The 14891-nt window shown below is 35.7% G+C and carries 7 protein-coding genes; 1 reads left to right on the forward strand and 6 read right to left on the reverse strand.

Going from position 1 to position 14891, the window contains the following annotated elements:
* Nucleotides 1-126: 126 nt before the first annotated feature.
* Nucleotides 127-2502: a GAF domain-containing protein gene (locus DSM02_RS19800; RefSeq protein WP_128767206.1), complete on the reverse strand. Its 2376-nt coding sequence runs from the start codon at nt 2500-2502 to the stop codon at nt 127-129.
* A 184-nt stretch (nt 2503-2686) separates the two neighbouring features.
* On the opposite strand from DSM02_RS19800, the gene DSM02_RS19805 reads away from it, so the two are divergent.
* Nucleotides 2687-3829, forward strand: coding sequence for a TlpA disulfide reductase family protein (locus DSM02_RS19805; RefSeq protein ID WP_128767207.1), 1143 nt, complete (start codon nt 2687-2689; stop codon nt 3827-3829).
* 78 nt (nt 3830-3907) lie between these two features.
* Here DSM02_RS19805 and DSM02_RS19810 read toward each other — a convergent pair whose 3' ends face one another.
* From DSM02_RS19810 to DSM02_RS19830, 5 genes are all read right to left on the reverse strand, one after another.
* On the reverse strand, nt 3908-7243 hold the full coding sequence (locus DSM02_RS19810) for a VCBS repeat-containing protein (RefSeq protein ID WP_128767208.1): 3336 nt from the start codon (nt 7241-7243) through the stop codon (nt 3908-3910).
* Nucleotides 7244-7338: 95 nt separating this feature from the next.
* Nucleotides 7339-8946 (reverse strand): SusD/RagB family nutrient-binding outer membrane lipoprotein, encoded by a 1608-nt coding sequence (locus tag DSM02_RS19815; protein ID WP_128767209.1) that lies wholly within the window; start codon nt 8944-8946, stop codon nt 7339-7341.
* Nucleotide 8947: 1 nt separating this feature from the next.
* Complete coding sequence (locus DSM02_RS19820; RefSeq protein ID WP_128767210.1) at nt 8948-12004, reverse strand: SusC/RagA family TonB-linked outer membrane protein; 3057 nt, start codon at nt 12002-12004, stop codon at nt 8948-8950.
* Nucleotides 12005-12405: 401 nt separating this feature from the next.
* The gene (locus tag DSM02_RS19825) at nt 12406-13665 is read right to left on the reverse strand and encodes an aminotransferase class I/II-fold pyridoxal phosphate-dependent enzyme (protein ID WP_128767211.1); all 1260 of its coding nucleotides are present in this window, start codon (nt 13663-13665) and stop codon (nt 12406-12408) included.
* Between the two features lie 113 nt (nt 13666-13778).
* Nucleotides 13779-14819, reverse strand: coding sequence for a PLP-dependent cysteine synthase family protein (locus DSM02_RS19830; RefSeq protein ID WP_128767212.1), 1041 nt, complete (start codon nt 14817-14819; stop codon nt 13779-13781).
* Nucleotides 14820-14891 lie beyond the last annotated feature (72 nt).

Raw genomic sequence — 14891 nt, forward strand, 5'->3', positions numbered from 1 at the left:
AAATAATTCCTCTTTCTTCATAATGGTGTAAAATTTAAAGTTAAAAAAATAGCGGGGGCATGCCCCCGCTATTTTTAGTTACACATTTTATGAGATAGTGCTAAATAATATTTCAAGGCTTTTTTGTTAGTCTAAGATTTCCATTAAATCTTCATAAGTAATTGTTTCTTCATCATTACTACGCGGTAAGTTTGAAGTATATAAAACATTTACTCGTATAGCTTTAAGTCCTACTACTCCTTGAACATCTTCGAGTTCCAGATATTCAATTTCAGAGCCTAAATATTCTTTACGCTGCAAGTAGTTAATATAACGGGTATATTCCTCTGCATCGGTATCCTGAGAATAAATAATGGCTATTTTACCTTTTTGTGTTATACGCTCATCTGTTCCTTTAACAAGAGCTTTATCTATACGCTTTTTGATAATTTCATATCGTGCGTTATATGTACCATCAACATCAAATTTCTTCTCGTCCATTCTATATCTAATAGACAAAGTGGTGCTGAACACAAGAATCAATGAAGCAGCATCTAATTGTAATTCTGCTCCTTCTTGTTTGTGATAGAAGTGATTTTCCATCTCACACATCGTACAAAGCTGCCACAATCTAAGGTTGTATAAATACACTTTGTTAAATTTCTCCTTAGGAGTCATAGATGCACCGATGTAGATATTATGATCTACACCATCTGTCTTATAACGCTCAAAATAATGCGGAAAAATTTGTTGTGCTTCTTGTTGTTTTCTATCTAAAAAGGTTGCTAGATTTTGATTAATCAGCTGAACCGTATCATCATAATTTTTACGGTTTTGATAAATCAAACCAGTATCTTTATTAATAGATTCTTTATAATTATCAATCTCTCTTTTCAGCTCAGGTATTTTAGTGTTAAGATGACTCAATAAAGGATTCACCTCTTCTTGAAGTAATGCGAAAACTTCACTTTCACTATTGGCATTCAATCTTTCCTTTATCTCTTCAGTAAACTCTTGAATTCTAAACTTTACCTGCTCATAAATAGGTATTGGATTAGATTCTAATGCTAGATCAAGAATACCGTGAACCATCTCTAACTGAATCAAAATATCTTGCTGAATGGCTTTATTACGCTCGTCTGAAGAGCCAACTATATCTATCTGCCCATAAAGTGGATAAACATCCTCAAAGGCTATATCTTTAAATGCAGCAAATTTACCTGCATTTTGATTATTTATAAATCGCTTAGCTTCCTCTTCAAAAATCCACAATACACTAGGATGAATACTTGTACATTCATTTTGAATAACTGCCTTTATTCTATTCTCTTCTTCAAACTTTTTTCGTTCTACAGTTGAGATAATATAGGGTAATACATCGTCTAATTTTGTTGCATTAAGACTATGTAAAGAGTTTCTTTTAGAAGATGCTAATTCTAGAACGGCTAGTAATTCATTACCCAATGTTATTGGTGCAAGCATACAGCTTTTAATATTCTGTTTTAATAAATTTTGAGCTAGTACTTCATTTTCATTCTTTCTAGCATAGTCCTCCACATCGGGGATTACAAAATATTTTTTATCATGTATCAACGTATTATAAGAGCCGTCGCACATACTTTGACGACAATCAGAGCGAGTTTTCTCATTAAGAATAAAGCTTGTTGCATCACCGTCACTCATTCTCGTAAAAAGGTCTTCTTCCTTATCAAATTCTGTAAACCCTACACGTAAATCAGGAATATTAAAAATAGAACTGAATATATTTTGAAACTGCTTTGCAGTATTTCCCTGCTTTAAATTTTTTCTAGAAAGCAATGTGCTTTTTAAGTCTGATATAGAATCGTCAACAGTAACATCTGTAAGGTTTAAAATAGTAATACCCTTAAGAATCCAACTTTGAGGCGGAAAATATTCCTTCCACAGAGACACATTGTCTCCATTTTCTATCAGCCTGTCTACAATTTCTGGAGTGATTTCAATAGAAATATCTGTAGGTTCACAAAATGTAAAATCCGCATTCATTGACGCTCTGTAAGTACGTATAACTCCATTTTTATCAGGAATCTCGTAAAACATAGGTCTCTTAAAATCTATATCGTAGTTATAATAACTATTCAAAATAACCACACATCCTATGATGTAGTAATAATTAGGATCCAGATTTCTAATAGCCAAATCAAAATCTTCTCCTGCATCCTCAATAATTGAAGCAAATCTTCGGGTAGGATTGAATATCTTATTCTTAAAAGGAATTGTAGCTGCTTTAATTTCATTTTTAGTTAAGGCAGCGGGAAAGAGATTATCAAGTAGCGTACTTAGAGTTTCTTGGAGTTCATCAATCTTCTCAGAGTCTTCAATACCATCTATAAGTTCAGGGAAAGATTCTGCATATTCCAGAATAGATTTTAAATAATTCTTAGTCACCTCATTTTTAGATTGGTGCATACGCTTTGTAAGCATCTCTAAAACTTTAGCGAAACTTAGCTGTATCTGTAGTGGAAACTCATCTAAATCTTCCATATCCTTAATCTTTACATTCAAAATACTAAAATAGTTCTGAACCCGTTACTATTGGTTTGTCTTTAACATAGGTTTAAACTTACATTATAATCTGTCAAATATCGAGCCCACTTGATATAGCTAACATAACTTCTAAGAAAACTTAAAATCACGTATATTGCAGCACAACTAAATCTAGATAAGAATGAATAAATTTTGTTTACTAATTGCGGCAGCAATTTTACTTATATCCTGCGGCTCTGATGCCGGTTTTAAGATTAACGGTACCACACCAGATATTAATAACGGAACCAATGTTTTCTTACAGAGAATTGATGCAAATAATCAATTACAAAACATCGATACGACTGTTATTAAGGAAGGAAAATTCAGCTTTAATCCTGAACCCGTTAGTGCTCCAGAAATGATGGTTTTAACTTTTGAAAGCGCTCGCGGAAACGTAATACTTATTGCTGAAAATGAAGAGATTACTGTAAAAGCTTATAAAGACAGCTTATATACTTCTGAAGTTAACGGTGGTGCTGAAAATGACTTTTTTAAACTCTATTATGACGATGTGGTTGCATCTAATAAAGAGAAGCAAAAATTACAACAAGAAGGGATGGCTGCAATGCAAAGCGGCGACACGTCAAAAGTAACCATCATTCGTAACGAGTTTGACGCTATTAATGATGCGGATACACGCAGAAGAATTCAATTAATTGAAGAGCATCCCAGCGAATTTGTAAGTGTTATCATTTTATCTGATTTAGTAGGTACACAGGCTATTGAAGCTGATAAAGCTGAAGAATTATTTGAAAGTCTTGATGATAATCTAAAAGAAATTGACAAAGGTGTTAAGCTTAATGAAATGATCGCTAAGTTAAAGTCTCAAGAAGCTGCTGCTTCTCAAGCAGAAATAGGTAACAAAGCACCTTCTTTTACCGCTCCTACGCCAGATGGCTCAGAATTGGCTCTAGCTGATGCAATGGGTTCTAAGTATACGATTATAGATTTCTGGGCAAGCTGGTGCAAGCCTTGTCGTCAGGAAAATCCTAATGTGGTTTCTGTTTATAACACGTATCACGACAAAGGATTAAACATTATCAGCGTTTCTTTAGATCGTGCTAGTGACAAAAGCAAATGGCTTACTGCCATAGAAAATGATAAAATGGACTGGTATCATGTTTCAAACCTTATGGAATGGCAAGATCCTGTAGCTCGCAAATATGGGATAACTGCAATACCAGCAACGTATCTCATTGATGCAAACGGTACTATTATAGATAAAAATTTACGTGGAGAAGCTCTTGTTTCTAAAATACGAGAACTTTTAGGCGAAGGATAATTTTCTAAAAGACCTTAAAAAAGCAAAAGCCCTGAACATTGAGTTCAGGGCTTTTGCTTTATAGGAGAAAAAAACTTATTATTTCTTCAGTTCAAAAGCCTGAACCTTAGCATTATTATTACCTACTAGTATAATTTCTTTTCCCTGAACTTGAAGCGGTACAATACGCTTTACATCGCCATTTGCAAAGAAACCAGAATCTTTAGAGGTTTTTACCTTAAAAGCTCCTGTTCCATCTCCTAAAAGTAAAACACCGGTACCGCTATCTGCACGTGGTGTTTCGATCTCTGAAACAAATAAGTTACCAGCAAGCAAGGCATCCAGATTTCCGTCATTATTAAAATCTTGAACGATTATATCATTTACAGGGGCAAGCTGCACTTCTGTGGGAAGTTTATGAACCTTAAAATTACCTCCCGTATTTTCTAAATAGATAGTATTAAAAGTATCTGCTGTATAGTGCAAAGATTTTTCAAGATCTTTTTTACCATAAACCTCATCGATTTCTAAGGAGGCAAAAATATTATATTGCTTAATCTCTTTTTTTAAACTTGGAATTTGCTCTGAAGAACATGAAAATCCACGTAACGGGAAATGTCCATCGCCATTGTAATAACCTAAGACAATATCGCCTTTTCCGTTATTATCAAAATCATCGTAATAAATATCAAAAGGTTTTTCTACTGTGGTCTGGTATTTATAATTAGCACCCAGGTTCCCAATAATAAAATCCTCGTCACCATCATTATCAAAATCTCCCTTTCCTATACTAAACCACCAGCCTGAAGTTTCTGCCAAAGCAGCTATTTCTCTCTTGGTAAGACGACCATTTTCATTCTCAAAATAGGTAATTGCCATCCACTCGCCTACGACCAATAAATCCAAGTCTCCATCGGCATCAACGTCAGACCAGACTGCATCGGTAACCAAGCCTAAGTCTTTAAATTGTGGAGCTAGTTCTTCAGTAAGGTTAGTGAGTTTTCCATTTTCATTAATGAGTAACTGGCTGGTTGCCGGTAGCGGATATTCGTGCGGTGTTATTCTTCCACCAATAAAAAAATCAACATCTCCATCTCCTTCATAATCGACTGCGATAACTTTAGAACCACTTTCCGCTAGGGCGTTTTCAATCTCTTTTTTGATGAAAGATCCTTTGGTATCATTCTCATAATAGCGATCCAGATAAAAGTCTGAACCCTTAACTTCTTCATTCCCTCCACTTACTACAATTAAATCTTGAAAACCATCACTATTTACATCGGCAAATACTGCATCAAGATCCTCTTGAGAAGCATCGTTTTTAAAAACTTCTGCAAGTAATTCTTTAAAGCTTCCATCTGTTTGCTGAATATAAACTGAACCGGGAAAACCGGCAGCACCGCCTATATAAATATCCTCTAACCCATCATTATTGATATCACCTTTTGCCATTGCAGGACCAAATTGTGATAATTTATGTGGAAGCAACACCTGCTCTTCAAAATCATCATAATCATTTTCAGGTGTTTTCACTTTTATAGGAAATTCTGAAGTTACATCCTTAAAATGAGCATTTGTTAACCCAAAACTGTAAATAGACTTTCCATTTTGCGCGTTTTCCTCAGTAACACTCAGCTGTTGATTTGCCTCGACATTTTTTAAACGCATTTGCTTCCCGTTAGGCCAAGAAACTATAACACTATCAACACTAGTTGAAGCACCAAGACCAAAATGTGCCACTTGTTCACTGGTAGAATAGATACCCCGTACGTTTGTCAACTCTTGCATTTGGGTATCACCGTTAACATAAACCGAAACACGCGCCCCCAAAACAGCTAAATTATTTTTATCAACCGGTTTAATTCTCAAATAATTGCTAGATGCTTGCTGATCTGAATTGTTGCGATAAATGAATGCTTCTGCATTTATGTTATTAACCACGATGTCAAGATCGCCGTCGTTATCTAAATCTACATAAGATGCACCATTAGAAAAAGATGCCTGATCCAGCCCCCATTCTTGTTGAACCTCAATAAAATCAAGATTACCAGTATTTTTAAAAGCAAAGTTTTTTAAAGGTTGAGACGGAATTAATTCAACCACCTTATCTACATCTAGAATATCAAAAATAGTTTTGATTCCGCCACCATCAGGGTGCTTGAGAACCCAATCATGAGTAAGCTTGTTAATGTAAGCCGCAACCTCTTTATCTGCATCTGTATTTCGTATGTCTCGCAAAAGACCATTGGTAACATAAGTGTCTTTTAATCCATCATTATCAAAATCTGCAATTAGATTTGCCCAGCTCCAATCAGTAGCTGCCATACCGGTATACTGACCTATATCGCTAAAGCTTCCATTACCGTTGTTAAGTTGTAATGTGTTATACATATATTGATAATAACCGCCGTCACTCACAACTTTCCAAAACGATTTTGGGTTCATTCCGCTCATATTAGATTTTAGACGATAATTGTCTTTAGCAACCATATCTACCACAAATACATCAAGAAGGTTGTCATTATTCAAATCTGCAGCATCCACACCCATACTGTAATATGGGATGTGTTGTAAGGCTTCTTCAGTTTTATATGAAAAAGTTCCGTCTTGATTATTAATGAAAAGAAAATCTGGTGCTGCAAAATCGTTCGCAACATATAAGTCTGTCCAACCATCGTTGTTAAAATCACTTGCTGAAACTGCATTAGGAAATCCTGTGATTGAAACTCCGGCTTGTTCTGAGGTTTCGATAAATGAAGTTCCGTTATTGTTTTTAAAGAGTTTTAAATGATATTCTTCTTTTCTCAACTCTGTCCCAGAGAAAATTGAATAACTACCCGGGTTTGGTGGTTGCGTGAGTAACAAAAGATCAAGGAAACCATCTTTATCATAATCAAAAAAAGTTGCGTGACGCGTGCGTTCATTATCAGCTACACCATATTCCGCTCCGCGTTCTGTAAACGTATTATTCTGATTATTTATGTATAATAAATTCTTACGCAATTCTGGCTTGTCATCATAAAGCTCTCTGCTCACATAAATATCTTGAAAACCATCGTTATTAACATCTGCAATAGTGACACCTGTAGACCAACCACCGTCAAACTCAATTCCGGCTTCCTTTGTAATTTTTTTAAACTTTAAATCACCTTGATTCAAATAAAGTTCGTTAGCAACTAAGTTCCCTGCAAAGAATAAATCCTGTAGTCCGTCATTATTTATATCAATTACCCCTACTCCTGCTCCACCATAAAAATTAGCGTAAATCAGAATATTTTCAGTCTGAGAATCTTTTAAAGTATTCACAAAATCGACTTCGGTCTCAGATGCAGGTAATAAATCAAAAAGTTTTGTTGCTTGTGCATTTGCTGTAGTAGAAATAAACGCAGAAACAGAAAAAATCCACAGTGCAATTAAAGAGAATCTCTTTATCATAATTAATCTATTAATTAAGAAACTAATTTATAAAAAAAGGAGGGCTATTGCCCTCCTCTAATTTTTATACTATAAATCTTAGAAGACAACTGATATTAGTTGTTATCCCACCATACATTAACTGTCCATACATCTCCTCCCATTGCTGAAGCAGCAGCAGAATAGTTTTCAGGATTGTAGGTAGACTCATCTGCAGGATAGATTTGTCGCACAGGTATGGTACCGTTAGAAAAGTTTCCTATATAATTTACAGGAGTTAATTCTGGATATGCAGATCTTCTCCAGTTTGACCAAGCTTCTGTAAAGTTACCAAGTAAACCGGTAGTCGCCCAGTATTGAATGTTGATCATTTTTAATGAAGCTTCTGTAGAAGAAACATCTAAAGGATTAGCAGCCACATATGCTGTAATATCTGCAGTAGCGATCTGCGAACCTCCATATTTATTGATCGCAGTCATTGCTCCACTTAATCCGTCAGCATAATACTCAGCAGCTGTGCCTCCTACATTATAGCCTCTTACTGCAGCTTCAGCAAGTAATAACTGGGTTTCTGCATAAGTCAATACAAATACAGGAGCCTCAAGATTACGATACATAGAAGTTGGTCGAGAATATGCTCCAATTGGTGCATCAGAATCACCTTCACCGTTTGCGTCAGTAGGGCCTGGATAGTCTGGTGCATTAGAAATATCTGTAGCTCCTCCGTTAAGGTCATAACCGTTAGGCATTCCTAATTGAATTGCAGGGTCTGAATCTCCACTTAAACTTGCATCTTGATTAGCCGCTAAACCAGCTTCAGGAACCTCAGCAATTATACTCAAACGAGGATCATCTGTTGAGTTTAAGTAATCGATCATTACATCAGACCAGCGTACTTCATAGTAATCTGAAGCTGTTGCCAAAGCGGCACTGTTACTGTTGTGAAAACCAGTTGAATTATCGGTTAAAAGAATCGCTTCATCAGCGGTAGAAGCAAACACCCCACCTGCAGCGGCAGTTTCTACATAAGATTGTGCAAGAGATTCGTCTACATTTACTAAGCGCATAGCCATTTTAAGCATCAAAGAATATCCAAATTTTTTCCATTTGCTAATATCCCCATCATAAAAAATATCATTAGTAGGGCTATCTGCAGAAGCATCTAGTGCGCTAATTGCAGTATTCAACTCTTCTAATAATTGAGGATATAATTCTTCTTGCTTATCATAAGAAGGTCTTGATATACCATCTTCTAATTGCAATGCTTCATTGTAAGGCACATCACCATACACATCAGACATAAAAGCAATAGACTGAATTTTGACAATATCCGCAATATTAGCAAGGTTAGGATATCCTTTATCTATTGCGAGCTTTTTCATCTGATACATCTCTGAAGCAACACGATAGTTATCAGACCATATACTTGCAGCATATCCCGGTGTACTACCAGAAGGCACATATTTATCTGCATTGGTATAATAGTTTGCAATAGTTGATGTAGAAGCCATTAACTGCACCCACATAGATTGGAACAGAATAGGGCCTCTATATCCCGTTGTACTGTTTGCATATTTATATAGTGCGTCTGGTAATATAAGATTAGGATCAAAAATTTCACCTGAAGCTTTATCGGGATCTGTATTAATTTCCGTGAAGTCGCTATCACAAGATGCTAATCCCAGAACTACAACAGCTGTTATAAGTTTTATATATTTTTTCATTTTACTTTATTTTGAAATTTACGTTTAGACCAAGAGATCGTGATGATGGTAAACTACCTCCTTCAATACCTAAGAAGTTTACTGTTGAACCAAAACTACTTTCAGGATCTATGTTTTCTGCTTTACGCCATAAGATCGCAAGGTTACGAGCTACAAGAGAAACCCTAATTCCTTCAAAGAATTTCACATTGTCAAACATCTCAGAAGGGAAAGAATACCCTAAAGTAACTTGTCGTAACTTGATAAAATCACCATCAACTACACTCTTACTATTAATTCGCTGAATTTCATTTTGATAATATGTCTGAGCATCTACAGTTACTCCATCATTGGTTAGACCGTTCTCACGACCAACTAAAGTAGCTTTACTTAAACCGTTAAAACGAGCATAGTATTCTGTTGCCGATAGTACTTTATTACCGTAGTTAAAATCAACTAAGAAAGCCAGATTGAAGTTTTTATAAGAAAAGTCGTTATTAAAACCACCGTAAAACTTAGGTAGCACCTGGCCAAATGATTTTAACTCACCACGTACCGGTAAACCTTCAGAATCGTATTGAATACTTCCGTCATCATTATAAGCATAATCATAGGCTCTAATTTGTGGGCCAGCTTCTCCTACAACCATAGCTGTTGTTGCCGCTCCTACAACTGCTCGGTTTGTACCTAGAGTTAATGGATTATTATCTGTATCTGTTTGAAGTACTTCATTTTTCAAATAGGTAAAGTTAAAAGAAGAATTCCAAGAGAAATTCTCTGTAGTTACAGGAGAACCGGTTAATAAAACCTCTAAACCTTTGTTTTGAAGTGAACCAGTTGCTACAACACCTTTATTAAAACCAGATGCCGCGCTATAATTTGCGTTATATATCTCATCATGCGAAGTTTTAACAAAATACGCTAAATCCAAACCTAGCTTATTATTAAACATTTTCAAGTTAAGTCCAACTTCAAATTCATCAAGGGTAAAAGGCTTTAGTGCTAGATTAGGTAGATCGCTAGGGCTAGAACCCGTAGCAACTCCATTTATAGAATTACCAGCAGTGTAGTAAAAACTTGTTCCATATGCTGACCCAGGTTCTCCACTGGTAACTGCATATGACGCTCTTAACTTACCAAAGCTTAAAGCATCTATATTGAGAAAATCATCAAAAATAAAAGATGTTGTAACCGAAGGAGTAAAGATACTGTTATTATTCTCAGGTAGAGTTGAATAAACATCATACCGACCAGTAGTAGTAACAGTTAAGAAATTTTTATAACTAAAATCAAAAGAATAATATCCTGACTGAACCTCTTTTTCTTCATAGTCGTATGACCTACCAATATTTACCACATTTAAAGGAGAATATAAATATGGGAAGATAAACGGACCACCACTTACTCCTACAGTCTGATACTTGTTTCTTCTCAAAGTAGCACCTGCCAAAGCATCAACTTCAAAGTCTTCTGTAATATTAAAGTTAGTTCCAAAAATACCATCAATATTTAGTTCTGATCGGGTAGACTGTCCTTTTCCGCTCAAATTTCCGTTTGAATTTGCTTCTGATAAATAAGCTAAACCATAAGGATCAACACTAAAAAATGTATCATTAGAGGTATCATTACCTAAACGTAATAAAGCATAAGTGTTATCGGTAAAACTATATTTAGAAGATAATATTGAAATAAAACGCTTACGGGTAGGGTCGTTAACGCCTTGATTTGTGATGAAATAAGGGTTTGTTGCATAGGCATCATCGCTAAAAATGATCTCTTGACCATTCTCATCAAAACCTGGTGCAAAAATCGTATGATCTACGTTAGGTGCTAATAAGTAAAAATTTGTTGGGTTTTTAGGACCGTCACTTAAAAAAGGCTGGTTATCATAACGCTCATCAGTATAATTTACTGTTGCTGAAACATTTAACTTATCTGTGATATTTTGATCAGCTGTAAGGTTTACTGTTATACGGTCAAGACCACTATTTGGAACTATTGACTCTGAATTTAAATTGGATAATGAAAGTCTAAAAGAACCATCACCTACGCCTTTAGAAACTGAAAGTGTATTGGTAAATGTATTACCTGTATCATAAAAGTCGATATAACTGTTACCGGCTTTGCTATACGAATACGTATTACCATCATAACCTAGAACATCACTACCATCTAAACGCGCTCCCCAGGATCTGCGATTAGTTGCTTGCGCAATAGCTGCACTTCCAGGCTTAAGACCATTGATACCTTGACCATAAACAGATTGAAAATCTGTTAAATCCATTGCTTTTTCAACCTGAAAATTTGAATTTAGAGTAATGCTATAATCTCCTTTACTTCCTTTCTTAGTGGTAACCATTATAACCCCGTTAGAAGCACGTGATCCATAAAGGGCTGAAGCTGATTGACCTTTAAGCACCGTCATAGATTCAATATCATCCGGGTTAAGGTTTCCTATACCGTCACCGCCATCAGAACCACCCCATTCTCCTGCAGAACCACGCTGTGTATTATCCATTGGCACCCCATCAATAACGAACAATGGAGAAGTAGAACCCGTATTAGCACTTGACAAACCTCTTAATAAGATTTTAGCTGTACCACCGGGACCACTGTTGGTTTGTTTTATTGATAAACCTGAAACCTTACCTACTAAACCGTTTGCAACGTTAGTTTCTCGAGCCTGAGTTAGACCATCTCCAGCTACTTCAGTAACCGAGTAACCAAGCTTTCTTTGGTCTTTAGTAATACCTAATGCCGTTACCACAACTTCACCTAGTTGCTGAGCATCCTCTTCCATTTTCATATTGATCACTGTTTGACCACCTACTGTAACGTCTTTAGATAAAAAACCTAAAGATGAAAATGTAATTACAGGATCAGAAGTGGTTAACTCTAATGTATAATTACCGTCAAAATCTGTAGAAGCACCGTTAGTAGTACCTTTCTCGATGACATTCGCTCCAGGGAGCGGAACACCGGTATTATCTGTTACCGTACCGGTAATGGTCTGTGCCACTACCCCTTGCATAAAGAGCAGTGTAACAAAGCCAAGTATATACTTTACCTTCACATTCATGTTGTTAAATTTTGAGTTAATTAATTGTTATGAAAAACTTAATACATCTAAAGGTGTCTATAAATCTGTGTTAAAAAAAACAATTTCGACATGTAACGTATGTGAAAAGGTTAATAACATCATTTTTAGCATAAAACGATTTAAAACACCTTAAGAACATTACATATATTTTAGAGAAATACTTACAACTACCTTATTAAACAAGACAAACAAAAGGTTTTTATAGAATACAAGCAATAATTTAAATCAAATACTAAAAATATCGTAATTAGTACTTAAGGACTATCCTCGTGTATAATTCTTAGTATGAAAATCAGAAAATTCTGACATACCTAAATATGAAGCATAAAAAAGCCTGATTATTAAATAATCAGGCTGTATATAAAATATATTACTTTGGATTAAGCTTCCATTGAAGCTTGCACTCCAGCTGATAATCTTTTATAAGTACCATTTTCTAGACGCTCTCTAATTGAAGAGAATGCATCCAGTGTTTCTTCTACATCTTGTAAGTTATGGGACGCTGTTGGTATCAAACGTAGCAAAATCAATCCTTTAGGAATTACAGGGTAAACTACAATAGAGCAGAAAATACCGTGGTTCTCCCGTAAATCTTTCACCAATGCCATCGCTTCAGGAATACTACCTTTAAGATAAACAGGTGTAACACAACTCTGCGTAGTTCCTATATCAAAACCACGCTTCTTAAGTCCGTTTTGTAATGCGTTTACATTCTCCCAAAGCTTCTCTCGAAGTTCTGGCATAGTACGCAACATGTCTAAACGCTTAAGCGCTCCTACTACCAACTGCATTTGCAAAGATTTTGCAAACATTTGCGAGCGCAAGTTGTATTTTAAATAATCTATGATCTCTTGATCTGCAGCTATAAATGCCCCAGTACTTGCCATCGACTTAGCAAATGTAGCAAAGTAAACATCAATTTGATCTTGAACGCCTTGCTCCTCACCTGCTCCTGCACCTGTAGCTCCTAAAGTACCAAAACCATGTGCATCATCTACAAATAATCTAAAGTTGTACTTTTCTTTAAGCGCAACAATTTCTTTTAATCGTCCTTGCTCCCCACGCATTCCAAAAACACCTTCAGAAATTAAAAGAATTCCTCCTCCGGTTTGTTCTGCTAGTTTTGTCGCACGTTGTAGGTTCTTTTCGATACTTTCAATATCGTTATGCTTATAGGTAAAGCGTTTACCCATATGTAAACGCACACCGTCTATAATACACGCATGAGCATCTACATCATAAACAATGATATCATCTTTGGCAACTAGGGCATCAACAGTAGAAACCATTCCTTGATAACCAAAGTTTAACAGATAAGCAGCTTCTTTTTTTACGAAAGCAGCCAACTCAGTCTGTAGTTGTTCGTGCAGAGAAGTGTGGCCACTCATCATACGAGCCCCCATCGGGTACGCTGAACCGTATTCAGCAGCTGCAGCTGCATCTACTTTGCGTACTTCTTCGTTGTTAGCAAGCCCTAAATAATCATTAATACTCCAGGTAATAACATCTTTACCTCGAAATTTCATTCTGTTTGAAATAGGCCCTTCTAATTTAGGGAATACAAAATATCCCTCTGCCTGTGCTGCCCATTTCCCTAAAGGACCTTTGTCCTTATAAATCTTGTCAAATAAGTCTCTCATACATCAATATTCAAACAAAAAGAAACTGTCTTTTTGTTATTCTTTGCTATTTTCTTATCAATTTAGGGTTAATCATTTATAACTAATTTCCTGAAAAAAAAGTTATTCAGGATTTACTTAATAAATTCAATTTTATCTACACCCACTTCATTTTCTGCATCAAAGAAGCCTTGTTCGTTCATCCAGTCATCACTATATATTTTACTCATATAGCTTCTGCCATGATCAGGAAACATAATTACTACTTTAGAATTTTCATCAAATTCTCCTGCAGCCGCCATTTGAATAGTTCCTTGTACTGCAGCTCCACTTGTATATCCTACAAATAAACCTTCAGTCTTTGCGATTCTACGTGCGGTGTGTGCACTTTCTTCATCAGAAACTTTTTCAAAATAGTCTATCACATCAAAGTTTGTTGCGGTAGGTATTAAGTTTTTACCCAAACCTTCTATACGGTAAGGATAAATTTCATTTTTATCAAATTCCTGAGTCTCGTGATATTTTTTAAGAACGCTTCCGTAAGCATCAATTCCTAAAATACGGATATTAGGATTCTTTTCTTTTAGATATTTTGCTGTACCCGATATTGTTCCTCCGGTACCACTACACGCTACAAAATGCGTCAGCTTACCTTCGGTTTGCTCCCAAATTTCAGGACCTGATGTCGCATAATGTGCATCTGCATTCAACTGATTAAAATATTGGTTGATATAAACAGAACCTTTGTTTTCGTTATGAATGCGTTTTGCAACTTGATAATATGATCTAGGATCGTCTGCACTTACATTGGCCGGACAAACATAAACTTTTGCCCCCATCGCTCTCAGTGCATCTATCTTGTCTTTTGAAGATTTTGAACTAACGGCAAGAATACATTTGTACCCTTTAACAATACTCACCATCGCAATACTAAAACCTGTATTCCCAGAGGTTGTTTCTACAATAGTATCACCAGGCTTTAAGATTCCTTTTCGTTCTGCATCTTCAATAATATAAAGTGCTATACGATCTTTTGAAGAATTACCCGGATTAAACGCCTCAACCTTAGCGAAATAAGACCCTGGAAGATCTTTTGTAATTCTATTGAGTCGTACTAAGGGGGTGTTACCTACCAGCTGAAGGACGTCATTATAAACGTTAAGGTGTTCTTTCATAGAAGAATTATCGTTTCGAGTACTCTTTTAGTAATTCCTAAAACCGTTATTTAAAACCTTGCAAATTTACAG

Source organism: Leeuwenhoekiella polynyae (assembly GCF_004104075.1).
Classification (GTDB): Bacteria; Bacteroidota; Bacteroidia; order Flavobacteriales; family Flavobacteriaceae; genus Leeuwenhoekiella; species Leeuwenhoekiella polynyae.

Excerpts from the sequence above, each read along its gene's own strand:
- DSM02_RS19820 (WP_128767210.1), bottom strand. The coding sequence starts at position 12,004 with ATGAATGTGAAGGTAAAGTATATACTTGGCTTTGTTACACTGCTCTTT.
- DSM02_RS19815 (WP_128767209.1), bottom strand. The coding sequence starts at position 8,946 with ATGAAAAAATATATAAAACTTATAACAGCTGTTGTAGTTCTGGGATTA.
- DSM02_RS19800 (WP_128767206.1), bottom strand. The coding sequence starts at position 2,502 with ATGGAAGATTTAGATGAGTTTCCACTACAGATACAGCTAAGTTTCGCT.
- DSM02_RS19805 (WP_128767207.1), top strand. The coding sequence starts at position 2,687 with ATGAATAAATTTTGTTTACTAATTGCGGCAGCAATTTTACTTATATCC.
- DSM02_RS19825 (WP_128767211.1), bottom strand. The coding sequence starts at position 13,665 with ATGAGAGACTTATTTGACAAGATTTATAAGGACAAAGGTCCTTTAGGG.
- DSM02_RS19810 (WP_128767208.1), bottom strand. The coding sequence starts at position 7,243 with ATGATAAAGAGATTCTCTTTAATTGCACTGTGGATTTTTTCTGTTTCT.
- DSM02_RS19830 (WP_128767212.1), bottom strand. The coding sequence starts at position 14,819 with ATGAAAGAACACCTTAACGTTTATAATGACGTCCTTCAGCTGGTAGGT.